Source organism: Sphingopyxis sp. GW247-27LB, from assembly GCF_002277025.1.
Lineage (GTDB): Bacteria > Pseudomonadota > Alphaproteobacteria > Sphingomonadales > Sphingomonadaceae > Sphingopyxis.
The window spans coordinates 430,599-456,098 of sequence record NZ_NIWD01000009.1; the positions used below are offsets into that span (position 1 = coordinate 430,599).

General features: G+C 67.1%; 27 protein-coding genes. 9 read left to right on the forward strand and 18 right to left on the reverse strand.

The features are described from left to right. Window positions 1-13: 13 nt before the first annotated feature. Window positions 14-1,540: an NAD(P)/FAD-dependent oxidoreductase gene (locus CD928_RS14415; protein ID WP_095387785.1), complete on the reverse strand. Its 1,527-nt coding sequence runs from the start codon at window positions 1,538-1,540 to the stop codon at window positions 14-16. Between the two features lie 336 nt (window positions 1,541-1,876). Here CD928_RS14415 and CD928_RS14420 point away from each other — a divergent pair, with 336 nt between their 5' ends. Beyond that, a complete protein-coding gene (locus CD928_RS14420) occupies window positions 1,877-2,299 on the forward strand; it encodes a VOC family protein (protein WP_095387786.1) in 423 nt (140 codons plus the stop codon). Between the two features lie 9 nt (window positions 2,300-2,308). Here the strand turns inward: CD928_RS14420 and CD928_RS14425 are convergent, their stop codons facing one another. The 10 genes from CD928_RS14425 to CD928_RS14470 form a co-directional block, all read right to left on the reverse strand. Then, window positions 2,309-2,956 (reverse strand): MAPEG family protein, encoded by a 648-nt coding sequence (locus CD928_RS14425; RefSeq protein WP_095387787.1) that lies wholly within the window; start codon window positions 2,954-2,956, stop codon window positions 2,309-2,311. Between the two features lie 41 nt (window positions 2,957-2,997). Next, window positions 2,998-5,760, reverse strand: coding sequence for a carboxypeptidase-like regulatory domain-containing protein (locus tag CD928_RS14430; protein WP_095387788.1), 2,763 nt, complete (start codon window positions 5,758-5,760; stop codon window positions 2,998-3,000). A 31-nt stretch (window positions 5,761-5,791) separates the two neighbouring features. Then, window positions 5,792-6,613: a molecular chaperone gene (locus CD928_RS14435; protein WP_095387789.1), complete on the reverse strand. Its 822-nt coding sequence runs from the start codon at window positions 6,611-6,613 to the stop codon at window positions 5,792-5,794. A gap of 207 nt (window positions 6,614-6,820) precedes the next feature. Beyond that, window positions 6,821-7,330 carry a DUF4402 domain-containing protein gene (locus CD928_RS14440; protein ID WP_095387790.1) on the reverse strand — a complete coding sequence of 170 codons (510 nt, stop codon included), beginning with the start codon at window positions 7,328-7,330 and terminating at the stop codon, window positions 6,821-6,823. Window positions 7,331-7,582: 252 nt separating this feature from the next. Beyond that, window positions 7,583-8,539 carry a ParB/RepB/Spo0J family partition protein gene (locus tag CD928_RS14445; RefSeq protein ID WP_095387791.1) on the reverse strand — a complete coding sequence of 319 codons (957 nt, stop codon included), beginning with the start codon at window positions 8,537-8,539 and terminating at the stop codon, window positions 7,583-7,585. Then, on the reverse strand, window positions 8,540-9,322 hold the full coding sequence (locus CD928_RS14450; RefSeq protein WP_095387792.1) for a ParA family protein: 783 nt from the start codon (window positions 9,320-9,322) through the stop codon (window positions 8,540-8,542). It abuts the gene before it with no gap. Beyond that, a complete protein-coding gene (gene rsmG, locus CD928_RS14455; protein ID WP_255247178.1) occupies window positions 9,319-9,978 on the reverse strand; it encodes a 16S rRNA (guanine(527)-N(7))-methyltransferase RsmG in 660 nt (219 codons plus the stop codon). Before rsmG ends, CD928_RS14450 begins: the two co-directional genes overlap by 4 nt. Window positions 9,979-10,226: 248 nt before the next feature. Continuing rightward, complete coding sequence (gene mnmG / locus CD928_RS14460) at window positions 10,227-12,098, reverse strand: tRNA uridine-5-carboxymethylaminomethyl(34) synthesis enzyme MnmG (protein WP_095387793.1); 1,872 nt, start codon at window positions 12,096-12,098, stop codon at window positions 10,227-10,229. Between the two features lie 89 nt (window positions 12,099-12,187). Further along, the gene (gene mnmE / locus CD928_RS14465) at window positions 12,188-13,492 is read right to left on the reverse strand and encodes a tRNA uridine-5-carboxymethylaminomethyl(34) synthesis GTPase MnmE (protein ID WP_255247207.1); all 1,305 of its coding nucleotides are present in this window, start codon (window positions 13,490-13,492) and stop codon (window positions 12,188-12,190) included. 23 nt (window positions 13,493-13,515) lie between these two features. Beyond that, window positions 13,516-13,812, reverse strand: a complete 297-nt coding sequence (locus CD928_RS14470) for a DUF6489 family protein (protein ID WP_095387795.1) — start codon at window positions 13,810-13,812, stop codon at window positions 13,516-13,518. A 103-nt stretch (window positions 13,813-13,915) separates the two neighbouring features. Between CD928_RS14470 and CD928_RS14475 the strand changes: the two genes are divergently transcribed. Genes CD928_RS14475 through CD928_RS14485 form a run of 3 tightly spaced genes read left to right on the forward strand, consistent with a single transcriptional unit; the run spans window position 13,916 to window position 16,609 of the window. Next, complete coding sequence (locus CD928_RS14475; RefSeq protein ID WP_095387796.1) at window positions 13,916-14,614, forward strand: dienelactone hydrolase family protein; 699 nt, start codon at window positions 13,916-13,918, stop codon at window positions 14,612-14,614. Beyond that, on the forward strand, window positions 14,611-15,009 hold the full coding sequence (locus CD928_RS14480; RefSeq protein ID WP_095387797.1) for a nuclear transport factor 2 family protein: 399 nt from the start codon (window positions 14,611-14,613) through the stop codon (window positions 15,007-15,009). The genes CD928_RS14475 and CD928_RS14480 overlap by 4 nt, the downstream gene beginning before the upstream one ends. Before the next feature lie 7 nt (window positions 15,010-15,016). Beyond that, window positions 15,017-16,609 carry an FMN-binding glutamate synthase family protein gene (locus tag CD928_RS14485; protein ID WP_095387798.1) on the forward strand — a complete coding sequence of 531 codons (1,593 nt, stop codon included), beginning with the start codon at window positions 15,017-15,019 and terminating at the stop codon, window positions 16,607-16,609. Here CD928_RS14485 and CD928_RS14490 read toward each other — a convergent pair. After that, window positions 16,606-17,007 carry a DUF1489 family protein gene (locus tag CD928_RS14490; RefSeq protein ID WP_095387799.1) on the reverse strand — a complete coding sequence of 134 codons (402 nt, stop codon included), beginning with the start codon at window positions 17,005-17,007 and terminating at the stop codon, window positions 16,606-16,608. The genes CD928_RS14485 and CD928_RS14490 overlap by 4 nt on opposite strands. A gap of 67 nt (window positions 17,008-17,074) precedes the next feature. Then, window positions 17,075-17,581 (reverse strand): MerR family transcriptional regulator, encoded by a 507-nt coding sequence (locus tag CD928_RS14495; RefSeq protein WP_141237161.1) that lies wholly within the window; start codon window positions 17,579-17,581, stop codon window positions 17,075-17,077. A gap of 150 nt (window positions 17,582-17,731) precedes the next feature. Between CD928_RS14495 and CD928_RS14500 the strand changes: the two genes are divergently transcribed. Continuing rightward, window positions 17,732-17,899 (forward strand): YegP family protein, encoded by a 168-nt coding sequence (locus tag CD928_RS14500; protein WP_095387801.1) that lies wholly within the window; start codon window positions 17,732-17,734, stop codon window positions 17,897-17,899. Window positions 17,900-17,987: 88 nt separating this feature from the next. Here CD928_RS14500 and CD928_RS14505 read toward each other — a convergent pair whose 3' ends face one another. The 5 genes from CD928_RS14505 to hemE form a co-directional block, all read right to left on the reverse strand. Continuing rightward, entirely contained in the window at window positions 17,988-18,701 is a 714-nt protein-coding gene (locus CD928_RS14505) for a YjbE family putative metal transport protein (RefSeq protein ID WP_176473592.1), read from the reverse strand. Window positions 18,702-18,708: 7 nt separating this feature from the next. Then, complete coding sequence (locus CD928_RS14510) at window positions 18,709-19,362, reverse strand: YjbE family putative metal transport protein (protein WP_095387802.1); 654 nt, start codon at window positions 19,360-19,362, stop codon at window positions 18,709-18,711. 21 nt (window positions 19,363-19,383) lie between these two features. Then, a complete protein-coding gene (rho, locus tag CD928_RS14515; protein ID WP_095387803.1) occupies window positions 19,384-20,640 on the reverse strand; it encodes a transcription termination factor Rho in 1,257 nt (418 codons plus the stop codon). A 193-nt stretch (window positions 20,641-20,833) separates the two neighbouring features. After that, window positions 20,834-21,271 carry a CopD family protein gene (locus tag CD928_RS14520; RefSeq protein ID WP_095388075.1) on the reverse strand — a complete coding sequence of 146 codons (438 nt, stop codon included), beginning with the start codon at window positions 21,269-21,271 and terminating at the stop codon, window positions 20,834-20,836. 16 nt (window positions 21,272-21,287) lie between these two features. Next, window positions 21,288-22,316 carry a uroporphyrinogen decarboxylase gene (gene hemE, locus CD928_RS14525; protein ID WP_255247179.1) on the reverse strand — a complete coding sequence of 343 codons (1,029 nt, stop codon included), beginning with the start codon at window positions 22,314-22,316 and terminating at the stop codon, window positions 21,288-21,290. A gap of 339 nt (window positions 22,317-22,655) precedes the next feature. Between hemE and CD928_RS14530 the strand changes: the two genes are divergently transcribed. The 4 genes from CD928_RS14530 to coaE are packed head-to-tail and all read left to right on the forward strand — an operon-like array spanning window position 22,656 to window position 25,496. Beyond that, window positions 22,656-23,468: a pyruvate, water dikinase regulatory protein gene (locus CD928_RS14530; protein ID WP_095387805.1), complete on the forward strand. Its 813-nt coding sequence runs from the start codon at window positions 22,656-22,658 to the stop codon at window positions 23,466-23,468. Next, complete coding sequence (locus tag CD928_RS14535; RefSeq protein WP_095387806.1) at window positions 23,465-24,064, forward strand: Maf family protein; 600 nt, start codon at window positions 23,465-23,467, stop codon at window positions 24,062-24,064. Before CD928_RS14530 ends, CD928_RS14535 begins: the two co-directional genes overlap by 4 nt. Then, window positions 24,061-24,876 (forward strand): shikimate dehydrogenase, encoded by an 816-nt coding sequence (locus CD928_RS14540; RefSeq protein ID WP_095387807.1) that lies wholly within the window; start codon window positions 24,061-24,063, stop codon window positions 24,874-24,876. The genes CD928_RS14535 and CD928_RS14540 overlap by 4 nt, the downstream gene beginning before the upstream one ends. Further along, complete coding sequence (coaE, locus tag CD928_RS14545; RefSeq protein WP_095387808.1) at window positions 24,873-25,496, forward strand: dephospho-CoA kinase; 624 nt, start codon at window positions 24,873-24,875, stop codon at window positions 25,494-25,496. Before CD928_RS14540 ends, coaE begins: the two co-directional genes overlap by 4 nt. Window positions 25,497-25,500 lie beyond the last annotated feature (4 nt).

Genomic DNA, 25,500 nt, shown 5'->3' on the forward strand with positions numbered 1-25,500 from the left:
GGCAAAAGCGACGTCACGCCGCCTTGGCGGCGCGGCCGGGAACGGCGCGCACCGATGCGAGCGCGGCGCGCTCGCCCTCGCTGCCGCTCTCGTGATATTCGGCATCCTCATTGACGCCCCAGATGTCGTAGACGCGCGCGCCTGCGGCGATGTTGCGCACCGTCAGCATCGCGGTCATCATCGCATGATCCTGGTTGTTGTAGCGGTGCATGCCGTTGCGTCCGACCATGTGGAGCGTCGGATAGCGCGCCTCGAGCTCCTCGCGCATCGCCGCGACATGCGCGGCATAATCATCGTCATAGACCGGATAGGCCTTTTCCTGCCGCACCACCGCGCCGCCGACGACATCGGCGGGGTCACAGAGGCCGAGGATCGCCATTTCCTTCGTCGCCAGCGCGACGAGCTCGTCGTCGCTCGACGACCAGAGCCCGTCGCCCTCGAAGCAGAAATATTCGAGACCGACGCACGCGATCGCGGGGTCGGGGACCATTTCGGGCGACCAGCTGCGGAAATTCTGCACCCGGCCGACCTTCACCTTGCTGTCGTGGATATAGATCCAGTTGTCGGGGAACAGATCCTCCGAGCGGATCTTGAGCGCAACGGTCAGGAAGTCGCGATATTTGAGCGCCGGCGCATCGGTCAGCGCGCAGGCCGGCAGCGGGTGAATGCGCGCCGCAAGCTCGCGCATCGGCGCCGAACTGATCACATGTTCCGCGTCGATCACGATGTCGCCGTCGGGCCCGCTCGCGGTCAGCCGCCAGCGCCCGCTCTTCTGGTCCTGCGTCAATTGCCTGAAGCTGTGCGCCATCAGCACATGATTACCGCCCGCGCGCACCTTGCCCGCCGCCGCGTCCCACATCATGCCGGGGCCGAGCCGCGGATAGCGGAAGGTTTCGAGCAGGGTCTTGGTCGCCATGCCGTCGTTCGGCGCCTTGTTGAGCCCCAGGCTGCGCTTCAGCCCGTCGAGCACTGCGGCGCCGAGGCTGAGCCCCTTGATGCGCTGCGCGGCCCAGTCGGCCGACATCTCGTCGCACGGCATTCCCCACACCTTCTCGGTGTAGGTCTTGAAAAAGATCGAATAGAGCTTCCGCCCGAACTGGTTGATCGTCCAATCCTCGAAACTGCGCACCGTCCGGCTCGGAAACAGCTTCGCCTTGGCATAGCTCGCCATGCACAGGGTCGATCGCATGATCCCGAGATTCCACAACGCCTCGAACGCGCGCAGCGGATAGGAGTAGAATTTGCCTTCATAATAGATGCGGCTCATCCGCGGGCGCTGGATGAAGTCGTCGGGCAAAATCTCGTTCCACAGGTCGACGACCTCCTGGCTTTTCGAGAAAAAGCGATGGCCGCCGATATCGAAGCGAAAGCCCTCATGCTCGACCGTGCGGCTGATGCCGCCGACATAGACGGGGTCTTTCTCGATCACCGTCACCGAATATCCCTGCTGCGTCAGCAGATAGGCGGCGGTCAGCCCCGCCGGCCCGGCGCCGATGATCGCGACGTCCACACTCGTCGGCCGGTTCTGGTTGTCAGGCATCGATAATCCCCACGCAGCAAAAAGCTCGCCTACCCCTGTGGCGCAGCGGGCCTAAAAACTGGTTAACGGAGTAGTAGGAAAGCGGAGGTGCATCGGCAGCAAATGGGCGCCGCGTTGCGCCCTGAAGCCGAGACAAGATTGACGGCCGGCGGGGATGAGCCCCTTGCCTCCCGTTCCCCGCCGCCGCATACTCGTCCCCGCCTGAAAAGGAGCAGGCCGGTGCGGTTGGCCCGGCCCTCGCACCCCGCGAGTCCTGGCCTTCGCCCGCAGGCGATGCGTCCCGAGGCCTTTGCCGCCCCAGCAATCCCGCCGGCGCGAACGAAGGAGCCTGGACCCATGCAACAGCAGATTTCGGTCATCACCCTCGGCGTCGCCGATCTCGCCGCGTCGCGGCGTTTCTATTCCCAGGGCTTCGGCTGGCGGCCGGTGTTCGAAAATGACGAGATCCTCTTCTACCAGATGAACGGCTTCGTCTTCGGAACCTGGTTGAAACCCGCGCTCGCCGACGACATGCAGCGCGCGCCGACCGGCGGCGACGCACCCTTTGCGCTCGCCCACAATGTCGCGGCGCAAGCCGAAGTCGCGCCGCTGATCGACGCGCTCGTCGGCGCGGGCGGCACGCTGCTCCGCGCGGCCGACGCGCCGCCGCATGGCGGCTTTCGCGGCTATGTCGCCGATCCCGACGGCCACGCCTGGGAAATCGCATGGAATCCGGCGTGGCCGATCGACGCCGAGGGTCATGTGCGCTTCGCGGCCTGATCGCGCCGACTAGGGTTCTCCACCGCCGGGACGCGCGCGCGTGGTTCGGAACAGCACGGCCTCGATCGCGAGAAAGAGACCCATCGCGCCCGCGGCGGCGACAGGCCCGCCGAGATCGAGGCCGATGCGGACGATCACATAGGCGAGGACGATCAGGCTGAGCATCAGCCCCGGCGCGCCGAGTCCGCGCATCGCGGCGCTGCGGTGATAGCCGATCCAGAAGACGAAGCGGAACAGGATCCAGACGAAGGCGGTCGCCTCGACCGCGCGCATCCCGTCACCGTCGTCGCTGTAGAGCGCGAGCCCGAAAAGCGCCGCCGTGAACAGGATCAGTTGCTCGAGCGTGTTCTGCAGATAACGCTGATTGACCCGCAGGCGCCGGGTCTCGTAGCCGGCCAGCGGGTCGAAGGCGGGCGATTGCAGCCGCTCGTGCGCGACCGCCTCTACGCCCATCGCAAGGCAGAAGAAAACCGCGAGGCACCAGCATTTGAAGGCGAAGGTCAGCCGGTCGGCGACCGTCTCCATCTCGGCGAGTGGCGGCGCGAGGTGACGGATCGCGAGCCAGAGCGCAGCGGCGACGACAGCCGAGGCGGCGATGGCCCCGATCCCCTTTCGGCGCTGGCGGCGCCAATCGGCGGCGACATCCTGCGCTTCCATGTCCCTTCTCCCTGCCGGCCTTGATCCGCGCGGCGATCCTATCACGAACCGCCGCCGGCCGCATCCTCGCCGCCCGGCGGGCCGAGCGCGCCGGCGTCGCCTTCGAGGATCGTCCCGGCGTCGGCAAGCACCCCCGCGAGCGGCTTCAGCGCCAGCGTGCCGAGCCGTACCCGCGGGCTCGCCTTGCCCGGCATCGCGCTCAGCACGAACGCGGGGTCGAGCCGCAGCGCGGCCGCCGACGCCTTCGCCATCCGCACCGTGTAGCGGCCGTAGGGGACGCTTTCGAACAGGAAATAGCCGTCGAATTCGCTGAGCGCCGTGGCGCGCACGCGGCCCTCGGCATCGACGAGCTCGAGGCTCAGCCCCTCGATCGCATTGCCGCCGGCGCGCATCGCAACCCCTTCGATCTCGCCTGCCGCGCTCATCGGCAGCGCGACGCGCGTCGCGACGCCGGGGCGCGGGGTGACGACGACGCCGGGAAGTGCCGGCTGGACATAGGGGTCGGGCAGGCTACCCGCGTCGATGCCGATCAACAGCGGGCGGAAGGGTTCGAGCCCGTCGATCACCGCACGCCCGTCGGCGTCGGTCGCGGCATCGACATAGGCGTTGCCTGCGGTCAGCGGTACCCGCGCGACCGCCGCCTCGCCCGGCTGGCGCACGCCGTCGCCATTGTCGTCCATGAACACATCGGCGAGCACCTGCCCGCGCCCACCGAGCTTTTCGCTCGACATCCGCCAGCCGCCGCGCGCGGGGTCGGGGCCGAAGCTGAAGGCGAGCGACAGCGACGCCGCGACCGACCCGTCGCTCGCCATCTCGCCAAAGCCCGATAGCTGCAAGCGCTTGAAACGGCGCGTATAACCGAGCCCGGCGCTCGCACGGCCGAGCCCCTTGTCATAGCCGAGTTCGGCGCGCCATTCGGCCTCCCCCTTTCCCGACCATTCGGCGATCGCGGTCAGCCGCGAATCGGCACTCGCGCCCGCCAGCGCGACGCGCGCCTCGCCGCGCAGCCGGATGCGTCCGATCCGCGCATTGGCGAGCAGGCTGGCGGTCAGGCTGTCGGGCGGATCGGGGCCGAAGGGCACGTGCGACCGGCTCCAGTCGAGCTGGCCGGTGAAGGTCATCGCGCGAAAGCTCGCCGAGGCGCGCGCGCTGGCGTCGAGGCTCGCGATTCCCGACGCGCGCTCGGTGCGCGACAGGTCGAGATGGAGCGGCAGCACGCTGCGCCCGAGCTTGACCGGCTGGTCGAGCGAAAGGGAATAGAGGCCGGTCACACCGCCAAAAAAGCGGTCGGAGACGAAGCCGCCCCAGCCGCGCATCGCGTCGGCGCGCACATAGGTCTCGCCAAAGGCCGCGAGCCAGCTCAGTCGCGCCGCGGCGGCGCGGTCGTCGGCATAGGATGCCGCGACCTCGAGCAATGACGGCCCGATCGAGCGGCGCAGCGCGGCCTCGCCATAGTTGCGGCGGACATTCTCGATCATCAGGCTGTGGGCATAGCCCGCGACCGAGGTCCGCGCGTCGAGTCCGCGCTCGATCGCCAGCGTCCCGCGCCAGCCGCGCCGCCACGGCTGGCGGCGATTGCCGAATGCGATCAGGTCGGAATTTTCCTGCGCGAACCCCGCCCAATACCAGGTCTGGCGCGGCGGGATCGAATCGATCCCGACCTGCAGCTCCTTGATCTCGCGCCGGATCTGGCCCTGCGGCCCGTAAAGCACGATCTCGAAGCGGTTCGCGCCATATTGCAGCGGCACGTCGAGAAATTCGTAGCGGCCGTCGCCATTGGGGCTCGCGAAGGCGAGCAACTGCCCGTTGCGGTACAGTTCGGCGTCCCAGCCCGCAGGAAGGTCGCCGCGAAAGCTCGTCTTGTCGAAGGCGTCGGGGCGCTCGACCGGCCGGTTGGTGATCACCGCGCCGCGCCCCGGAGCGCTCTGCGCGACCAGCCCCGTCGACAGCAGCGCGACGTCGCCCGCCGCATAATGGGTCGCGCGGAGCGGGCCGAGCAGCGTTCCTGCGGGATCGGTGCGATAGAGCCGCATCCGCAGGCTGTCGGGCACCCCCTTCTCGTCCGACGCGAGCCGCGCGTCGAAACTCTGCCCGAGCGCCTCGCCCGCCGCGAAAATCTCGTAGCGCACCTGGACATAGGAGCCGCCGCGCTCGTCTTTCACCGCGCCCGCCGACGCGACGACGTCGACCGACGGCGTCGCCCACGCCTGATAGGGCCGCGCCGCCTGCGGCAGGCTCGCGAGGTCGAAGCGCGCGGCGGGGCGGATTCCCGCGGCGCGCGCGCGGCGTTCGGCCGCGAGCTGGAAGGGTAGTTTCTCCTTCGCGTCGATGCGCAGCACCGCATTGGGCAAGTCGGCGGCGATCGGCACGCCGAGCCAGTCCTTCAGGTTGGCGAGATCGACGCACCATCCCGCGGGCGTATCGCGGATCGCCGTCGCGGCAATCCGATAGCCCTGGTTCCCCGCGCGCACCTCGCCCGCGTCGCGGTCAATCGTCAACGCGCGCCGTTCGTCGAAGACCCAGCCCGTTGCGCGGCGCAACTTCCGGTCGACGCGCACCGCGAGGTCGAGCGCGAGCACCATGTCGCCCAGGTCGACGCACACCCCCTCGGGCGTGCGATAGCCGCGCACCCCGTCGCCGAGCCGGTACGGACCCGAGCGCAGCTCGAACAGCCAGGCATCGTCCTCGTTCGGCGCCCACGCTGCGGAAGAAGGAGAAACGGGGCTGGTATCAACGGCTTCGGCGCTGGCGGGCACGAGTCCCGCCAGCGCCAGCGCGGCGACGATGAAGCGCCCCCACCGCATCCCGGCCGCGCCTGACTTGTCCGTCCGATTCCTATTTCACCACCCGATCGGCCTCGTCGATCGTCGCGCCGCCGATCTCGCGGTCCTCGCTGTAGCGGATATGCACCGGCCCCTTGAGCGTCGCCGCGACCTCGGGCGGGATGCGCAGCGCCACGCTGCGCCGCCTCACCTCGGGATAGACCGCGATGCCGCGCGCGACGAGCAGCGGCTCGGCCGCCCCCGGCCGCGTCACCTCGATATCGCCATAGACCGACCGCTCGCCGCTGCGCGTCAACTCGAACGCGAACGCCGGCCCGTCGCGCGTCTCGGCGATCCGCGCGTCGCCGATCCGCGCCTCGGCGCCGAGATCGCCGACGCGCACGATCACCGGGATGGTGATGCCATAGATGGGGGTGAGCGCGATCGACACCCCCTCGCCCCCCGTTTTCGGCGCCGTCGCGGGCGCCGCGTCGGGCACCGCGCGGAACAGCATGTGCGCGCGATATTCGCCGGCCGGCGTCCCCTCGGGTACCCGCACCCCGACGCGAATCACCTGCGGCTGATTGGGCGGCAGCGTCACGCGCCGCGGGCTGAAGGCGATCATGGCGAGCGCCGTCTTCTCGGCCGGCGTCGCTTCGGCCTCGTCGATCTCGTCGAGCCCGCCCTCGGCGGTCATCCGCTTGATCTCGAGGCTGATGCGATAGGTCGCGGGCTCGGCGCCGATATTGTTGAGCACCACTTCGGTGCCGCGCGATCCGTCGAGGATCAGCCGCGTCGGCGCGACGAGCAGGTCGCCCGCGGCGTGCGCGGGCAGCGCGGCGGCAGCGAGCGCGGCCGCGAGAAACAGGCGCAAGGCCCCCACAGAACGAAACATCGGCACGATCCCCACAATCGCTGGTCGGGACGGCACGCCGCCCCTTTTGGCTGGTCGCGACCAGATAGCGCCAACATGGTTGATATTTCGCTAAGCATGATGCGAGGGGCCGCCTGCGCGAAACGAAAGGGCCGCCGGACGACGCCCGGCGGCCCCTTTTTTCCGCGGCTGGCGAGGCGCTGGCCTCGCCAGCCGCCTCACAGCGCTTTATTGATAATTGGCGGTGACGTTGAACGTCCCCGAATAATCGCCCGACGCCTGGTTGGCGCCGACGCTCAGCGTGCCGCCGACCTGAAAGCTGCCGCCGACGGTGCCCGGGCCGTTGGTCAGCGTGACCGAGCTCGCCGAATAGCTGAGCGCGGCGGTCATCGTCCCGCCGAGCGAGCCGTTGAGCGTCACGCTCGAATCGCCGCCGACGAGCACCACGGCGTTGTTCGTGCCCTGGATGTCGAAATTGGCGGCGGTCGTCGTGCCTGTGCAGGTCAGCCCCGCGCCGCAGCTCACGCCCCCGGCGGTCGACACCGCGACGGTCGAGGCGGTCGCGCCGCTGATGATCGTCGCGAAGTTGAGGTCGCTGGTGTTGGTCAGCGTGATCTGGCGCAGGATCTTGGCCTTGGCCGTCCCGGTCGCCGAGGCGGCGTGCGCCGCCGACGCGTTCATCGCGAGGGCAGCAAGTGCGGCGCCCGCGAGGGCGCGCTTCATCGTCATGGTGCGCATATGATTGGTCCCTTTAAGCAGTCGTGTCGAATGGAAATCCCACCCCATTCGCCTAACCGTTTAGCGCGACAGCCGTTCAGCCTTTGCCAGCGAGCATGGTAAACGGCGCGTTAGGGATTAGCGGCCGTCAGCCATATAACTCTTTTTATATCAAATATTTATCTTGATTTCTCCGGGCAGGAAGCGTGCATTTTCTCCCTCTCGGCGGCCCGCGCCGGGACAAGATCGGCCCTCGTCCGGCGCAGCCGTGCCTCAGATCGATTCGCCCGACAGGCGCTGGCAGATCATGTCGAGCTGGTCGAGCGACGCGAATTTCAGCGTCAGCGCGCCCTTGCCGCCGCCGCCATATTGAATCGCGACGCCGATCCCCAGCAGCTCGGACAGATGCCGTTCGACCGCGACGATATCGGGGTCGCGCCCGCCGTCGATGCTCTTATATTCGAGGCGGCCCTTGCGTCCGCCACCCTTCTCGGCGCGCACCAGCGCCTCGACCGCGCGCACCGACAGCCCTTCGCGTACGACCTTGCGCGCGATCTCCTCGGCGTCGGACGCGCCGATCAGCGCGCGCGCATGCCCCATCGCGAGGCTGCCGTCGCCGACCAGCGCCTGGACGCCGCGCGGCAGGTCGAGCAGGCGCATCAGGTTCGCGACATGGCTGCGCGACTTGCCGACCAGCTTCGCGAGCGCCTCCTGATTATGGCCGAAATCCTCGATCAGCTTGCGATAGGCGCTCGCCTCTTCGATCGCGCTCAGATCCTCGCGCTGGATGTTCTCGACCAGCGCGATCTCATAGGTCGCTGCGTCGTCGAGCTCGCGCACCAGCGCCGGAATCTGGTGCAGCCCGGCGCGCTGCGCCGCGCGCCAGCGCCGCTCGCCTGCGACGAGCTGATAGCCCTCGCCGCCCGGCGCACGGCGCACGATGATCGGCTGGAGCAGCCCGCGCGCGGCGATCGATTCGGCGAGTTCGGCGATCGCCGCCTCATCGAAATGGCGGCGCGGCTGGCCGGGCAGCGGGCGGATCGTCCCGACCGCGATATGCTGCACCGCGTCGCCCGAGGCGGCGGGCACCGCCTTCGCCGCGCTGCCGGGGCTCGCCAGCACCGGCGATTCGACCGCGACGTCGCCGAACAGCGCGTTCAGCCCGCGCCCGAGCCCCGAGGGACGCTTGCGCGCCGAAGAACCCGAAGTTTCGTCTTTACTATCAGTCATTTAAGCGGCCTTGCGAACATTGGGCAGGCGACCGAGCAGCTCGCGCGCGAGCGCGATATAGGCGGCCGACCCCGCACAGCGATGGTCGTAGATCAGCGCCGGCAGCCCGTGGCTCGGCGCTTCCGACAGCCGCACGTTGCGCGGGATCACCGTCTCGAACACCACCGGGCCGAGCACCTCGCGGACATCGTCCGACACCTGGTCGGTCAGCCGGTTGCGCCGGTCGAACATGGTGAGCGCGACGCCGAGGATGAAAAGTTGCGGGTTGAAGCGCCCGCGCACGCGCTCGACCGTGGTGAGCAACTGGCTCAGTCCCTCGAGCGCGAAAAATTCGCATTGCAGCGGCACGAGCAGCGATTCGGCGGCGATCAGTGCATTGAGCGTCAGCATGCCGAGCGACGGCGGACAGTCGATCAGGCAGATGTCCCACTGCCCCGCCTCGGCGCTCGCCAATGCCTGCTGCAGCCGGTGGAGCCGGTCCTGAAACTCGATCAGTTCGATCTCGGCCCCCGACAGGTCAACCGTCGCGGGGACGATGTCGAGCCGTGGAATCGCGGTCGCGACACTGCATTCGGCGAGCGTCGCGTCGCCGCGCAGCAGGTCATAGCTCGAAAGCTCGCGCTGCGCCTGCTTGATCCCGAGCCCGGTCGAGGCGTTGCCCTGCGGGTCGAGGTCGATGATCAGCGTCCGCCAGCCGGTCGCCGCGAGCGCCGTGGCCAGGTTGATCGCGGTCGTCGTCTTGCCGACCCCGCCCTTCTGGTTCGCCACGGCAATGCGGATCATCGCTTTCCTCGCTGTTTAGCCACGATCCTGCCGCGCCCGACCAAAATCTGGCTGTCGGCGTCGGTGTGGCTCTGTTCCACGTGAAACATCTTCTGCCATGCCGGGGGCAGAGATGCCAGTTCCTTAACCGCGTTTCGCCCTTTCGGCAGCAGCCAGTGCGTCGATTCGGTGGAAAAACGCGCGGATAAGTCGATCAACCGGTCGATCGGCGCGAAAGCGCGCGCGCTGATCGTCGCGGCGGCGCGCGTTTCGACGCGTTCGAGTTGCGCCTCGGCGACCTCGACATGCGCCAGATCGAGATCGGCCGCGACCGCGCGCAGGAATTCGCACCGCCGCCGCCGCGATTCGACGAGCAGCGTCGACCGCCCGCTCAGGATGGCGACGACCAACCCCGGCAATCCGGGCCCGCTGCCGAGGTCGATCCATAGCCCGTCGCTGTCGCGGTCGAACGCCAGAAGCTGCGCGCTGTCGGCGATATGCCGCACCCACAGATGCGGGATCGTCGAGGCCGCGATCAGATTCTGCCGCGCATTCTCATCGACAAGCATCGCGGCAAAGCGCTCGATCCGCTCCCATTGCGTCGGCGTCGGAGCGAAGGCCGCTTCAATCCAACCGCGCGCCGCTTCCTCATTCTCCAATATATTCAAGGCGATCAAAACCTGTCTACCGTGTCAACCTATCGAACGCTTCACGCATCTCTTCGCGCCTTTGCGCCTTTGCGCGAGATTTTCATAGCTCACGCAAAGACACAAAGATGTCGTGCCATATCTTGCCTTCGATGAAGATCCCAACACGATCCCCTTCCTGGAAATTGCGCTTCGCGCGGGCGTATTGCCATTCATCTCTGCCAGCGCCGCCCTCTCCGTGTCTTTGTGTGAGACTTGTTAAACGCCGGAGCCAGCGATCAAGCCGCCCGCCGCCGGCTGTGCACCATGATCGCGGTCAGCGCTGCGGGGGTCACGCCGTCGATGCGCGCCGCCTGCCCCAGCGTTTCGGGACGCGCCTTCGACAGCCGCTCGACCATCTCGCGCGACAGTCCCCCGATCGCCCCATAGTCGAGTTCGGCGTCGAGCAGGATCGCCTCGTTCGCGGCGAGCGCGCGAAGCTCGGCCTCCTGCCGCGCGATGTAGGGCGCATAATGTGCATCCTCGGCGATCTCGGACAGGATGTCCGGGTCGATCGCGGCAAGGTCGGGCGCGAGCGCCGTCAGCGTCGCCATCGTCACGCCCGGGAAACGGAGCAGGTCGATCCGCCGCCGCGCCGCGCCATCGCCCGGCAAGGCGAGTCCGAGCGCCGCATAATCGGCGGTGCGGGCGGGTGCGTCGAGCAGCGCTTCGGCGCGCTCGCGCTCGGCCATGCGCGCCGCGAACAGTGCCGCGGTCGCCGGGCGCACCAGCGCGAGCTCGATCCCCAGCGGCGTCAACCGCGTCGCGGCATTGTCGGCGCGCAGCCGCAGTCGATACTCGGCGCGCGCGGTGAGCATGCGATAGGGCTCGCTCACCCCCTGCAGCACCAGGTCGTCGACCATCACCCCGATATAGGATTCGGACCGGTCGAGGATCAGCGGCGCGTGTCCCTGGACCGCGAGCGCCGCATTGGCTCCCGCGACCAATCCCTGCGCCGCCGCCTCCTCATAGCCGGTCGTGCCGTTGATCTGACCCGCGCACCACAGGCCGGCGATGCCGCGCAGCTGCAAGGTCCGGTCGAGCGCGCGCGGGTCGATATGGTCATATTCGACAGCATAGCCCGGCACGACCATTTCCACCGCTTCGAGCCCCTCGATCGTGCGCAGCATCGCGAGCTGGACGTCGGCGGGGAGCGAGGTCGACACGCCGTTCGGATAGACGAGGTGGGTGTCGAGCCCCTCGGGCTCGAGAAAAATCTGGTGCCCGTCGCGGTCGGCGAAGCGATGGATCTTGTCCTCGATCGACGGGCAGTAACGCGGCCCCGCCGCGCCGATCGCGCCGGTGAACAGCGGCGAGCGATCGAGATTGTCGGCGATGATCCGGTGCGACGCCGCGTTGGTACGCGTGATCGCGCAGAAGATCTGCGGCACCGTGCGCGCGGCATTCCATAGCGAACAGGTCCAGTTCGCCCCCTCGACGCTGTCCGAGGGCTGTTCGGCGAGCCGCGCCCAGTCGATCGTGCGGCCATCGAGCCGCGGCGGCGTGCCGGTCTTGAGCCGCGCCATCGGCAGGTCCGCGGCGCGGAGCTGCGCGGCGAGGCGGTGCGCGCCAGCCTCGCCGATGCGCCCGCCCTCCATCCGCTCCTCGCCGCGGAACAGCCGTCCGCCGAGAAAGGTTCCGGTGGCGAGCACCACCGCGCCCGCTGCCAGCACGGTTCCGTCGCCAAGTTCGAGCCCTTCGGCCCGCGATCCGTCGGCCGACAGCTTGAGCGCCGCCGCCTCGCCCGCAACGATCGCGATGTTCGGCTCGGCGGCAAGCAGAGACTGGATCGCCGCGCGATAGAGCTTGCGGTCGGCCTGGACGCGCGGCCCCTGCACCGCCGCGCCCTTCGACGCGTTGAGCATCCGGTAATGGATCGCGGCGGCGTCGGCGGCGCGCGCCATCCAGCCATCGAGCGCGTCGACCTCGCGCATCAGATGCCCCTTGCCGAGCCCCCCGATCGCCGGGTTGCACGACATCGTCCCGATCAGCGCGGGATCGAAGCTGACGAGCGCGACCCGCGCGCCCAGCCGCGCCGCCGCGGCCGCAGCCTCGGTCCCGGCGTGCCCCCCGCCGACGACGATGACATCGAAAGTTGCGCTGCTGTGCATGATCGCGGCGCCTTTAGCTCAAAGAGAACCCCGAATCCACCACGCTGCGACCGACGCGATGTTTCACGTGAAACATCCTTTCGCGCTCGTCATTTCCCGATGCAGAAGCGCCCGAACAGCGCATCGAGCATATCCTCGACCCCGGCGCGCCCGGTGATCCGGTCGAGCGCCGCGGCGGCGAGCCGCAGCCGTTCGGCGAGCAGGATCAGGTCGCTCGCTTCGCGCGACCCCGCCTCGACCGTCAGCCAGCCCTGCGCCTCGGCGAGCGCCGCGCGCTGACGCGCTCGTAACGCCGCCTCGCCCTCGCGCGGCAGCAGGGTGCGCGCCATCTCGACGATATAATGGTGGAGCTTGTCCATCCCTTCCCCCGTCGCCGCCGACAGGATCAGGTCGCAGCGCGCCGCCTCGGCCTCGTGCGCCGCGTCGCCGCGCCAGCGATCCGCCTGCGCCGCGATCAGGATCGTGCGTGGGTGCGCGGGGGCCGCGTTGGGCGGCCCGAGCCACAGCAATATGTCCGCCGCCTCGACTGCCGCCTGCGCGCGCTCGATCCCGATCGCCTCGATCGCATCGGCACCTTCGCCGCGCAGCCCCGCCGTGTCCGAAAAGCGCATCGCGATGCCGTCGAGCGCCAGCGGCGTCTCGATCACATCGCGCGTCGTCCCCGCCACCGGCGACACGATCGCCAGCTCCCTTTGAACCAAAGCATTGATTAAAGTCGATTTTCCGGCATTCGGCGGTCCCGCGATCACCACCGACAGCCCCTCGGCGATCACCTCCGCCGCTGGCCGCGCCAGCCACTCCCCGAGCTCGACCGCCAGCGCCCCCATCCCCGCGGCCACACGCTCCGCGGCACCTTCATAAACTTCGACATCCTCTTCGTCGGCAAAATTGAGCTCTGCCTCGGCCCCCGCCATCAGCGCGAGCAACCGGTCCTGCCACGCCGCCACCGCGCGCGACACATGCCCGCTCGCCAGCCCCAGCGCCTGCACCCGCTGGCTCTCGGTCTCGGCCGCGAGCAGGTCGGCGAGCCCCTCGGCCTCGGCGAGGTCGATCCGGCCGTTGAGAAAAGCGCGCCGCGTGAACTCCCCCGCCTCGGCGCGGCGCAGTCCCGCGATCGCGCCCAGCGCCGCCTCGACCGCCGCGACCACCGCGCGCCCGCCGTGGAGATGCAGTTCGGCGAGATCCTCGCCGGTCGCGGTCGCGGGCCCCGGAAACCAGAGCAGGAGCGCGCGGTCGAGCGGCGCGCCGTCGGCATCCTTCAATTCCGCCAGCGACGCGCGGCGCGGCATCGGCAGGCGTCCCGCCAGCGTGCGGAGCGCCGCGCCCGCGCGCGGCCCGCTCACGCGCACGACACCGATCGCCGCCGGCGGCACCCCGCTCGACAGCGCGAAGATCGTGTCGCTGCTTTCGTCGTGCGTCAGCTCTTGCGCCCCCGCGCGGGCTTGTCGCCGTCACCCGCATCCGCCGCTTTGCCGGCGCCGCCCATCAATCCCCCGCCGAACTGGCCGAGCAGCGACTGGACGAGCCCCAGCCCGCTTTCGCCCATCGGAACCCAGCTCTTGACCATCGCTTGGACCATGTCGGGGGTGATGCCCTTCGCCATCAACTCCTTGACGCGGCTCAGATAAATATCGTGCAGGGGTTCGAGATCGGGCAGCCCGAACAGCCGCCGCGCCTCTTCGGGGGTGCAATCCACCTCGATATTGAATTTCATGCCCCATCTCCTGCCCGCGCGCGGGTGTTGGCGCTTGAGCCGCGCCCCCGGCGCCGCTAGCTTCGCGCTTTCACCGGTAATAAGCAAGAGCCAGGAGCGCCCCATGTCCCCGACCAACACGACCATCCCCGCCCTCGATGGCGAGGGCGACATCCCCGCCTATGTCGCGCGCCCCGACGCCGATTCGTCGCGCGCGATCATCGTGATTCCCGAAATCTTCGGGGTGAACGCGGGAATCCGCCAGAAATGCGACGACTGGGCGGCCGAAGGCTATCTGGCGATCGCGCCCGACATCTTCTGGCGCTTCGCTCCCGGGGTCGAGCTCAGCCCCGATGTCGAGGCCGAATTCCAGGAAGCGCTCGGCTATTTCGGGCAATATGACGCCGACCTCGGCGTCAAGGACATCGAAGCGTCGATCCGCTGGCTGCGCGGCCAGGGCGCGAACCGGATCGGCTGCGTCGGCTTCTGCCTCGGTGGCCGCCTCGCTTATATGGCGGCGACCCGCACCGACGTCGACGCGTCGGTCGGCTATTATGGCGTGATGATCGACACGATGCTGAACGAAAGCCATGCGATCTCGAACCCGCTGATGCTCCACATCCCGACCGAGGATCATTTCGTCGACCATGCGGCGCAGCAGAAGATCCACGAAGCGCTCGATCCGAACCCGAAGGTGACGCTCCACGATTATCCCGGCCTCGACCACGGCTTCGCCGCGACCGACGGCAATCGCCGCAACGACGAGGGCGCGACGCTCGCCGACGGGCGCACCCGCGCCTTCTTCGCCGAGACGCTCGCATGAGCGCACAGCCCGGACTCGCCGCCTGGCACGCCTATATGGCGGGCGGCGGCGACCCGCAGGCCCTCCGCGACCTGCTCGCCGAAGACGCGGTCTTCCACTCGCCTGTGGTCCACACGCCGCAGGCGGGCCGCGACAAGGTGTTCGCCTATCTCCATGCGGCGAGCCACGTCCTCGGCGGCGACGATTTCCGCTATCTGCGCGAGATCGTCGACGGCGATCAGGCGTGCCTCGAATTCCAGACCGAACTCGACGGCATCCAGATCAACGGTGTCGACATCATCCGCTGGAACGACGAAGGGAAAATTCAGGATTTCAAGGTGATGGTGCGACCGCTCAAGGCGATCAACAAGGTCTGGGAGAAGATGGCGGCGATGCTCGCGGCACAAGCGAGCTAGGTGCGCGATGCGCCGCTGGCTCGTCTTTCCGGTCCTGCTGCTGCTCGTCGCGCTCGCGGCGTGGTGGACGCCGGCGCGCTGGACGCTGCTGCTGTGGGTACCGCTGCTGCTCGTCGCGCTCTACGACGCACTCCAGCGGCGCCACACGCTCCGCCGCAACTATCCGCTGATCGCCCGCATCCGCTGGCTGTTCGAGGCGCTACGCCCCTTCCTCTATTCCTATATCGTCGAAAGTCCGCTCGACGGTCGCCCCTTCACCCGCGCCGAGCGCGATATCGTCTATGCCCGCGCCAAGGGCGATCTCGACGCACACCCCTTCGGAACCGAGCTCGACGTCTATTCGGATGAATATGAATGGATGAGCCACAGCATCGCGCCGGAAATCGGCCACGATCGGACGCAGCGGGTCAAGGTCGGCACCGCGCAATGCGCGCGTCCCTATGAGGCGGCGCTGCTCAACATCTCGGCGATGAGCTTCGGCTCGCTCGGCGCGCGGGCGATCGAAGCGCTCAATCTCGGCGCGAAGCAGGGCAATTTCTACCACGACACCGGCGAAGGCGGCTTCAGCCCCTATCATCGCATCCACGGCGGCGACATCGTGTGGGAGCTGGGCAGCGGCTATTTCGGCTGCCGCGACGCAGGCGGCCGTTTCGACCCGGAACGCTTCCGCGACCGCGCGCAGGACGATCAGGTCAAGATGGTCGAGATCAAGCTCAGCCAGGGCGCGAAGCCGGGGCATGGCGGAGTGCTGCCCGGTCCCAAGGTCAGCGCAGAGATCGCCGCGACGCGCGGCGTTCCCGAAGGCGAGGACTGCATCTCCCCCGCGGCGCATTCGGCCTTCGCGACCCCGATCGAAATGGTCGAATGGGCGGCGAAATTGCGCGAGATGTCGGGAGGCAAACCGGTGGGCATCAAGCTCTGCGTCGGCCAGCCGCACGAAATCTATGCCGTCATGAAGGCGATGCTCGAGACCGGAATCCGCCTCGACTATATCGTCGTCGATGGCGCCGAGGGCGGCACCGGCGCCGCGCCGGTCGAATTTTCGAACCGCGTCGGCATGCCCCTGCGCGAAGGACTGATCTTCGTGCGCAACGCGCTCGTCGGCTGCGGGCTCAAGGAAGAAATCCGCCTCGCTGCCTCGGGCAAGGTCCATTCGGGCGCGGGACTGGCGGTCAATTGCGCGCTCGGCGCCGATTGGTCGAACGCCGCGCGCGCCTTCATGTTCTCCCTGGGTTGCGTCCAGTCGCTCAAATGCCATACCGGCCAATGCCCGACCGGGGTCGCGACGCAGGACCCCGGCCGCCAGCGCGGGCTCGTGATCCCCGACAAGGCCGAGCGCGTCCGCCGCTTCCAGGCTTCGACCGTCTCGGCGCTGTGGGACATCAGCTGTGCGATGGGGCTCGACAATCCCTGGCAAATCCGGCCGCATCACCTCCATGAGCGGCTGAATTCGGCGCGCTCCGATTCGATCGACCGCATCTATAATTTCTATCCGCGCGGCATATTGCTCGACGATCCCGCATCGGTCGCCAGCGCGCGCTATTGGGCGATGGCGCGCGCCGACAGCTTCCGTGCCGCGATCGAGGGTACGCCGGGCTAGATGAGGCTGAGTTCGGCCAGTTCGCGATAAAGTTCAGGCGGCAGGTCGCCGAGGCCGCTGTCGTCATCGATACCCCGCGGCGCGTCGTCATCGGTCAGATAGCGCCAACCCTGATGCGCCCGCTTGGGCTGCGGATGCACCCGCTCGAGCATGCCCCGGCAGACGATGTCGACCCGCCCGTCGTCGCGGTCCTCGAAGCGCAATATCTCGACGCGGCCGATGATCGTGTGCCGCACGATGAAATGGAGCCTGCCGCCGATCAACTCGTCGGCGCGCTTCGGCTTGAACCGCGTCGCGAAGCGGATCTCGCCCTGCTCGGCGCGCGAGGCGATCCGCGACGCGAGCGCCGGATAATCGGGGCAGCCGACGGCGACGCGGGTCATGTGAAGCTGGGACATAAACTGGATGTGGGGAGCAAGCGTCCGAATGCCAAGTCGGTTCGATATGTCGACGGCTAACTTGCAATTAAGCCTTTAGGCCTGCAACTGTATCGGGAAACTTGAGCTCTGGTTGTTCGATCACCTTGAGGCCGAGATCACCTCGCAGTTCGGTATGAAGGTTATCTAGATCTATGATAAAAGAAAAGGTGAGCTGACCTTTTCGACACAAATCTACAATCATGTCAGGGTCTTTTCGAAGATAGACCGAATTCCCGCTAACGATAAGATACCTTATTACGCCAGCGGCATCTTCCAGAGTCGCTTCATCTGCAGACCATTTCATTTTCTGAAACTGTGACAGTGACCTTTTCAGGTTCGAAACCGATGCTCCAGAATCAAGCAAACGTTTGATAGCCTTCAACACAAGTACGTCACGAAACTCATAGGCGCGACGTTTTCCACGAGTCTTTTTATCACGACGCCGCGGCACGAACACGCCCACGCGTTGCAAATAATCGAGCATAGCTACGGTATTAAAGCCCGCAAGTTCGGCGGCCTTTTTTGCAGGAAACGACTCGAATATTATAGTCATGCTCAGAACTATGTATAAAAAAGCGCAGAATCGCAATAGAATGCGTTTCACTCTCTCGAAATACTACAAAATGTAGATTCAACCTGTTTGACACACAATATATGGAGACGCATAGTTAACCCTCGTTTCGACGATAGAAAGGAGGAGGTCATGTATTTTGAAAAATATCAGCAGGCCAGCCAATGGCGTTGGCGCTTGAAAGCTGCCAATCACGAGATCATCGCATCGGGCGAGTCTTACTGGAATGAGACCGACTGCGACCAAGCGATCAATCTCGTGAAAGGCACGACCAGCTCAACACCGGTCCGCAAGCTCTAGCGAGCCCTTGTAGTCTACAGCGAGGGGCGGGTTACATCAACCCGCCCCTCTATTCTGTTGGCCAAAATTCTATCGATTCTGCCGCCGGTCAGCCGCCGATGATCTGCACGAAATGGGGGTGCACATCGTGCCAGCCGTCCCAGATCATCTTCAAGGCGACATAAAGGATGACGGCGAGCCCGACCCAGGCGATCCAGCGGTAGCGCTCGATATATTTGGCGATGATATTCGCCGCGACGCCCATCATCGCGACCGCGAAGATCAGCCCGACGATCAGGATGCCGGGATGCTCGCGCGCCGCGCCGGCGACGGCGAGCACATTGTCGAGGCTCATCGAGACGTCGGCGACCGCGACGCCCCAGGCCGCGGCGGCAAAGCTCTTGGCGGGGCGCAGGCCCGAGTCCTCGTCTCCCTCGATCTCGGGCGAACCCGCCGATTCGCCGTGATCGCCGCGGATGTCGCGCCACATGCGCCACGCCACCCACAGCAGCAGGATGCCGCCCGCGAGCACGAGGCCGACGATGCCGAGCAGCTGCTGGACGACGAGCGCGAAGCCGATGCGCAGGACGAGCGCCGCGCCGACGCCGATCAGGATCACCTTGCGGCGCTGGTCGGCGGGCAGACCCGCCGCCAGTGCGCCGACGACGATCGCATTGTCACCGGCGAGCACGAGATCGATCAGCAGCACCTGGACGAAGGCCGCAAAGGCTGCGGGTTCGGTGATGTTCGAGAAATCATGGACGATCGCGCCCCAGATTCCGTCCGACGGCGCCGCGCCGGCGGCGAATGCAACCAAATCCATGATCATCTCAAAGCACCCATCCGAACAAATGGCCGAGGCCGATCTCGGGATCGACCCAGCCATCGTAAATCATCTTCAGCGCCACATAGAGGATCACCGCAAGGCCGACCCAGGCGATCCAGTGAAAACGCTGCAGCAGCTTGGCGACATAATTGGCGGCAAGCCCCATCACCAGCACCGTGAAGGTCATCCCGACGAAGAGCAAGGCCGGATTCTCGCGCGCGATCGAGGCGACGAGCAGGACATTGTCGATGCTCATCGACAGGTCGGCGATCATGATCGAGACGGCCGCCTTGAAGAAGGTCTGCCGCGCGGGTTCACCCTCGATTTCAGGGGTCGCGGGATCGTCGACCGGTCCGGGCGCGGCGGCCGGGCGAATCTCGCGATACATGTTGTAGGCGACCCACAGCAGCAGCAGCCCGCCTGCGAACACCAGTCCGGTGATCTTGAGGAGCTGCGTCGCGATCGTCGCGAAGGTGACGAGAAACACCAGCGCCATGCCGACGCCGAGCATCAGCACGCGCTTGCGTTCGCGCTCGGGAAGCCGGCCCGCGATCGTGCCCATGATCAGCACATTGTCGCCGGCCATGGTGAGGTCGCCGATGATGATCTGTCCGAGCAGCGCCAGCCCCGATACCGTGAAGATCGCGGAAAAATCCATCCGAACCGACCTCGAACCGGCTTACTGATTCATGCTGTCGAAGAAATCCTCGTTGGTCTTCGAATCCTTGATCTTGTCGAGCAGGAATTCCATCGCGTCGACCGTGCCCATCTGCATGAGAATGCGGCGGAGCACCCACATCTTCGACAGCTTGTCCTTCTCGACGAGCAGTTCCTCCTTGCGGGTGCCCGACTTGCCGACGTCGAGCGACGGGAAGATGCGCTTGTCGGCGACCTTGCGGTCGAGGACGATTTCGGAGTTGCCGGTGCCCTTGAACTCCTCGAAGATCACCTCGTCCATGCGGCTGCCGGTGTCGATCAGCGCGGTCGCGATGATCGAGAGCGAGCCGCCCTCCTCGATGTTGCGCGCGGCGCCGAAGAAGCGCTTCGGACGCTGGAGCGCGTTGGCGTCGACGCCGCCCGTGAGAACCTTGCCCGACGAGGGGACAACGGTGTTGTAGGCGCGGCCGAGGCGGGTGATCGAGTCGAGCAGGATGACGACATCCTTCTTGTGCTCGACGAGGCGCTTCGCCTTCTCGATCACCATTTCGGCGACCTGGACGTGGCGCGTCGCAGGCTCGTCGAAGGTCGAGGAGACGACCTCGCCCTTCACGCTGCGCTGCATGTCGGTGACTTCCTCGGGACGTTCGTCGACGAGGAGGACGATCAGATAGACCTCGGGGTGATTGTCGGTGATCGCCTTGGCGATATTCTGCAGCAGCACCGTCTTGCCGGTGCGCGGCGGCGCGACGATCAGCGCGCGCTGGCCCTTGCCCTGCGGGCTGACGAGGTCGATGACCCGCGCCGACTTGTCCTTGACCGTCGGGTCGACGGTGTCGAGCGACAGCTTCTGGTTCGGATAGAGCGGGGTGAGGTTGTCGAAATTGACGCGGTGGCGCACCACGTCGGGATCGTCGAAATTGACGCTGATCAGCTTGGTCAGCGCGAAATAACGCTCGCCGTCGCGCGGCGCGCGGATCTCGCCCTCCACCGTATCGCCGGTGCGCAGGCCATATTTGCGGACCTGGTTCGGCGAGACATAGATGTCGTCGGGACCCGCGAGATAATTGGCGTCGGACGAGCGCAGGAAACCGAAGCTGTCGGGCAGGACCTCTATCGTCCCCGACCCGATGATTTCCTCGCCCTCTTCGGCAAGTTCCTTGAGGATCGAGAACATCAAATCCTGCTTGCGCAGCGTCGACGCGCCCTCGACCCCCAGTTCCTCGGCCATTTCGACGAGCTGGGCGGGCGATTTGGTCTTGAGTTCTTTAAGGTGCATGGATGGATTCCAGGGTGAAAAATTCGGGAGAAAATAATCGCAATTTCGGTGCACCGAAGGGTGCCTATCCGGCCGGGGGACGGCCGTTTCGATAGCTACGGCGCGGATACCGCACCGCCCGCGCGGGCGCGGGGTTGATCGGCCCCTATAACCGACGCCGGTTCAAGTCAATCAGGCTGCGCCGGGAGGAGCGTCAGGGACGAACGATCACCAATATGACGATGATCGCCGCAGCGATGCCCGGCACCTCGTTGAGCATCCGCAGCCGCTTTTCGCTGAGCGGCCGCTCCCCGCGCCTCAGCTTCTTGAAATAGCCGATCAGCCAGCCGTGATAGCCCGACAGCAGCAGCACGAGCAGCAATTTTCCGTGAAACCAGCCTTCGTGCCAATAGCCGCCGTTGAAGGCGAGCATCAGGCCCAGAACCCAGACGAGGACGATCGAGGGGTTGAGGATGATCCGGCGCAGCCGGTCCTCGCGTTCGATCCACTTCTTATCCTCGTCGGAGCCGACAGGGCATTGGTGATGATAGACGAAGAAGCGCGGCATCATGAACAACCCCGCCATCAGGAAGATGACGAAAATCACGTGCGCCGCCTTTACCCAAAGCATCGTCACCCCCAGAAACCCGATCCAGTCCGTCATCGCCTCACCCGCCTCGCACGCGCCTGATCAGATGCTCGACATGGGCGATCGGTGTGTCGGGCACGATGCCATGGCCGAGATTGAAGATATGGGGGCGACCGGGGAAAGCCGCAAGGATGCGGTCGATCGCCACGTCGAGCGCATCGCCGCCGGCGACGAGCGCGAGCGGGTCAAGATTGCCCTGAACCGGCAGATGCGGCGGTAGCACCGCATCGGCCCAGGCAGGATCGACCGTCTCGTCGAGCCCGAGGCCGTCGACCCCGGTTTCGTTCGCATAGGCGGGCAACTTGCCCCCGACGCCCTTCGGAAAGCCGATGACCGGCGTATCGGGGTGAAGCGCTTTCAGTCGGCGCACGATCTCGGCGTTGGGCGCGATCACCCAGCGTTCGAACTGCGCGGGGCTGAGGCTGCCTGCCCAGCTGTCGAAGAGCTGGACCGCCTCGACGCCGTTTTCGATCTGCCCCGACAGGTAAGTTACCGTAACATCGACGATCGCGTCGACGATCGCCTTGAAGGCAGGCGCGTCGCCATAGGCCAGCCGCCGCGCGGCGGCCTGGTCCTTCGACCCGGCGCCGGCGACCATATAGGTGGCGACCGTCCACGGGCTTCCCGCGAAGCCGAGGAAGGTCGTTTCGGGAGGGAGCGCCGCCGCGACGCGCGCCACCGTCGCATAGACTGGCTCGAGCCGCTGCGGCGCCGCCTCGAGCGAGGCGAGGGCGCCGTCGACGAGCGGCGGCGCGAGCCGCGGCCCCTCGCCCGCCTCGAACCAGAGATTCTGGCCGAGCGCGTGCGGGATGACGAGAATGTCCGAAAAAAGGATGGCGCCGTCGAAACCGAAGCGGCGGATCGGCTGCAGCGTCACCTCGGCGGCCGCCTCGGGATCGTAGCAGAGTTCGAGAAAGCCGCCCTTGGTCTCGCGGAGCGCACGATATTCGGGCAGATAGCGCCCCGCCTGGCGCATCAGCCATAGCGCGGGCCGTTCCTGCCGCACACCGCGCAGCGTCGCCAGCAGACTCTTCGGTGAAGCCTTCACGCGGCCCTTCTTTCTCTCTTCATAACCATATATAAAAATGATTGTGGTGGTTTGTTGGCGGGCGAACAGCGCGGCTTTAGGCATGGACGCCGCCTTTGCCAACAGCTTGACTCCTCGTCCCGCGCGATCCCCCGCAGAGTCGCTTGCCGCTATTCGCCTAATTCACAGCCTGTGGATAAGATTCACTCCCTGTGGAAAAGCACTGGAGCGGAATCGGCAGCGCCGGGGATGCTTTCCTGTTGCCCGTCTTGTCCCGGTGGTTATGCCAAAACTTATCCACAGCCAACGCCCGCGCGTCTCCGCTTGCCTTTTTCGGCCCCGCATCGGAAAGCTGCGGCGATGAGCCGCCTTCACCTGCACCTCATATCCGATTCCACCGGCGAGACGCTCGAAAATATCGCCAAGGCGGCGATTGCGCAGTTCGACGATGTCGAGGTGGTGCGTCATTTCTGGCCGATGGTGCGCTCCGAATCGCATCTCGACCGCATCATGGCCGAGGTGCAGGCGAGCCCGGGCATGATCCTCTTCACCCTGGTCAGCGGCGATCTGCGCGTGAGCCTCGAACGCCGTGCCGCCACGCTCAACCTGCCGACGGTGCCCGCGCTCGACGCGGTCACCGACGCGCTGTCGCGGATGCTGGGGCAGGAAGCCAAGGCGCGGCCGGGGCGCCAGCATGTGCTCGACGCCGCCTATTTCGCGCGGGTCGAGGCGATCCAGTTCACCGTCGCGCACGACGACGGGATCGGATGGGAAAATTGGGAGCAGGCCGACATCGTCCTCGCGGGCGTGTCGCGCACCTCGAAGACCCCGACGAGCATCTATCTCGCCAACCGCGGCTTCAAGACCGCGAACATCCCGATCGTCCCCGAATCGCCGCCGCCCGAGGCGCTGTTCGCGCTGCGTCGCCCGCTCGTCGTCGGGCTGACGACGGGAATCGACCGGTTGGTGCAGGTGCGGCGCAACCGGCTCCTGTCGCTCAACCAGGCGCCCGAGACCGCCTATGTCGACGAAGAGCGGGTCAAGGGGGAGCTTGCCTATGCGCGGCGGATGTTCGCCGACAATGGCTGGCCGGTGATCGACGTGACACGCCGCTCGATCGAGGAGACCGCGGCGGCGGTGATCAAGCTGGTCGAGGATCGGGGCGCGGGATGACCGCGCTTGTTCTCGCCTCGCAGAGCACCGGCCGCGCCGCGATGCTCCGTGCCGCCGGGCTCGATTTCGAAACGACGGCGGCGCATGTCGACGAGGAGGCGCTCACCGCCTCGCTGCTCGCCACCGGCCAGACGCCGCGAAACATCGCCGACGCGCTCGCCGAGGCGAAGGCGGTCAAGATTTCGTCGCGGCTTCCCGGCGTCGCCGTGATCGGCGCCGATTCGACCCTTGCGCTCGACGACGGCTCGATGCTGAGCAAGCCCGAAAGCCCCGAGGAGGCCGCCGATCATCTGCGCCGCATGGCGGGCACGCGCCACCGCCTGTTCAGCGCCGCGGTCGCCGCCCGCGACGGGGCGCCGGTGTGGCGCGCGATCGGCGAGGCGAAACTGTGGATGCGCCCCTTGTCCGACGCCTTCATCGCCGACTATGTGGCGCGCGAATGGGACAGCATCCGCTGGACCGTCGGCTGTTACGAGATCGAGGGAGCGGGCGTGCAACTGTTCGACCGGGTCGAAGGCGACCCCTGGACCATCATCGGCATGCCGATGCTTCCGCTGCTCGCCTGGCTGCGCGCGACCGGACTCGCGGCGTCATGAGCGCCCTTCCCTACGCCGAAGTGATCGGCGACCCGATCGCCCAGTCGAAATCGCCGCTGATCCACGGCTTCTGGCTCGACGCGCTCGGCCTTACCGGCCGCTACGACCGCGCGCATGTGAAGCCCGAAGGCCTCGCCGCCTATATCGCCGAACGCCGCGCCGATCCTGACTGGCGCGGCTGCAACGTCACCATGCCGCACAAGGCGGCGGTGATGGATCTGGTCGACGATCCCGGCGATATCCGCGGAACGATCGGCGCGATGAACACGGTCGTGCGCCAGCCCGACGGGACGCTGATGGGCACCAACACCGACGCCGCGGGCTTCTATGCCCCGCTCGCCGAGGTCGATCTCTCAGGCGCGCCGGTGATCGTCGTCGGCGCGGGCGGCGCGGCGCGCGCCGTTCTCTTCGCGCTCGCGCGCGCGGGCGCCGGGCCGGTCACCATGCTCGGCCGCAGCCCGCTCAAGGCCATGGGCCTGCTTGCGACCTTCGGCCTCAAGGGCGAGGTCGCAGCGCTCGATGCGCCGCTGCCCCCCGCGGCGCTCCTCGTCAACGCGAGCAGCCTCGGCATGACCGGCCAGCCGCCGCTCGACCTCGACCTGTCGCCGCTTCCCGAGGACGCGATCGTCTACGACCTCGTCTATTCGCCGCTGCGCACCGGGTTGCTCCGGGCGGCCGAAGCGCGTGGGCTCGATCACGTCGACGGGCTCGACATGCTGATCGGCCAGGCTGCGCTCGCTTTCGAGCTGTTCTTCGGCAAGCCGCCGCCCGAAGGACGCGACGACGCGCTTCGCGCGCTGCTGACCGCGTGACCCACTATAAGCGCCCCGCCTCGCGGCTCCGCCGCCCTTTCATCCTCGGACTCACCGGTTCGATCGGCATGGGCAAGTCGACCGCCGCGGCGATGTTCGAACGCGAGGGCGTGCCGGTATTCGATGCCGACGCCGAGGTGCACCGGCTGCAGGGGCCTGGCGGTGCCCTCGTCGCGGCGATCGAGGCGCGCTTTCCCGGCACCACCGGGCCGGGCGGCGTCGACCGGCAAAAGCTCGGCGCCCGCGTGCTCGGCAACCGCCACGAACTCGCCGCGCTCGAGGCGATCGTCCACCCGGCGGTCGCCCGCGCGCAGAAGCGCTTCCTCTCGCGCCACCGCGCCCGCGACGTCGTCGTCCTCGACATTCCCCTGCTCTTCGAAAAGGGCGGCGTGCGCCGCGTCGGCGCGGTCGCGGTGGTCTCGGCGCCGCTGTGGGTGCAGCGCCGCCGCGTGCTGCGCCGGCCCGGCATGACCCATGCCAAGTATAAGGCGATCCGCGCGCTTCAGGTGCCCGACCGGGTCAAGCGCGCGCGCGCCGATTTCGTCATCGAAACCGGCCGGCCCAAAAGCGAGACGCATCGCCAGATTCGCGCCATCGCCTCTTGTTTCCACGCCCGATAAGGTC

Bases quoted from the DNA above. Each gene is read 5' to 3' on its own strand.
- CD928_RS14430 (WP_095387788.1), bottom strand. From the start codon at position 5,760: ATGCGGTGGGGGCGCTTCATCGTCGCCGCGCTGGCGCTGGCGGGACTC.
- CD928_RS14445 (WP_095387791.1), bottom strand. From the start codon at position 8,539: ATGACTGATAGTAAAGACGAAACTTCGGGTTCTTCGGCGCGCAAGCGT.
- CD928_RS14505 (WP_176473592.1), bottom strand. From the start codon at position 18,701: ATGGATTTGGTTGCATTCGCCGCCGGCGCGGCGCCGTCGGACGGAATC.
- CD928_RS14485 (WP_095387798.1), top strand. From the start codon at position 15,017: ATGCGCCGCTGGCTCGTCTTTCCGGTCCTGCTGCTGCTCGTCGCGCTC.
- CD928_RS14540 (WP_095387807.1), top strand. From the start codon at position 24,061: ATGAGCGCCCTTCCCTACGCCGAAGTGATCGGCGACCCGATCGCCCAG.
- CD928_RS14510 (WP_095387802.1), bottom strand. From the start codon at position 19,362: ATGGATTTTTCCGCGATCTTCACGGTATCGGGGCTGGCGCTGCTCGGA.
- CD928_RS14440 (WP_095387790.1), bottom strand. From the start codon at position 7,330: ATGCGCACCATGACGATGAAGCGCGCCCTCGCGGGCGCCGCACTTGCT.
- CD928_RS14450 (WP_095387792.1), bottom strand. From the start codon at position 9,322: ATGATCCGCATTGCCGTGGCGAACCAGAAGGGCGGGGTCGGCAAGACG.
- CD928_RS14475 (WP_095387796.1), top strand. From the start codon at position 13,916: ATGTCCCCGACCAACACGACCATCCCCGCCCTCGATGGCGAGGGCGAC.
- CD928_RS14435 (WP_095387789.1), bottom strand. From the start codon at position 6,613: ATGTTTCGTTCTGTGGGGGCCTTGCGCCTGTTTCTCGCGGCCGCGCTC.
- CD928_RS14530 (WP_095387805.1), top strand. From the start codon at position 22,656: ATGAGCCGCCTTCACCTGCACCTCATATCCGATTCCACCGGCGAGACG.
- rho (WP_095387803.1), bottom strand. From the start codon at position 20,640: ATGCACCTTAAAGAACTCAAGACCAAATCGCCCGCCCAGCTCGTCGAA.
- CD928_RS14425 (WP_095387787.1), bottom strand. From the start codon at position 2,956: ATGGAAGCGCAGGATGTCGCCGCCGATTGGCGCCGCCAGCGCCGAAAG.
- CD928_RS14470 (WP_095387795.1), bottom strand. From the start codon at position 13,812: ATGAAATTCAATATCGAGGTGGATTGCACCCCCGAAGAGGCGCGGCGG.
- CD928_RS14535 (WP_095387806.1), top strand. From the start codon at position 23,465: ATGACCGCGCTTGTTCTCGCCTCGCAGAGCACCGGCCGCGCCGCGATG.
- CD928_RS14420 (WP_095387786.1), top strand. From the start codon at position 1,877: ATGCAACAGCAGATTTCGGTCATCACCCTCGGCGTCGCCGATCTCGCC.
- CD928_RS14495 (WP_141237161.1), bottom strand. From the start codon at position 17,581: ATGACTATAATATTCGAGTCGTTTCCTGCAAAAAAGGCCGCCGAACTT.
- CD928_RS14415 (WP_095387785.1), bottom strand. From the start codon at position 1,540: ATGCCTGACAACCAGAACCGGCCGACGAGTGTGGACGTCGCGATCATC.
- mnmG (WP_095387793.1), bottom strand. From the start codon at position 12,098: ATGCACAGCAGCGCAACTTTCGATGTCATCGTCGTCGGCGGGGGGCAC.
- CD928_RS14490 (WP_095387799.1), bottom strand. From the start codon at position 17,007: ATGTCCCAGCTTCACATGACCCGCGTCGCCGTCGGCTGCCCCGATTAT.
- CD928_RS14480 (WP_095387797.1), top strand. From the start codon at position 14,611: ATGAGCGCACAGCCCGGACTCGCCGCCTGGCACGCCTATATGGCGGGC.
- CD928_RS14500 (WP_095387801.1), top strand. From the start codon at position 17,732: ATGTATTTTGAAAAATATCAGCAGGCCAGCCAATGGCGTTGGCGCTTG.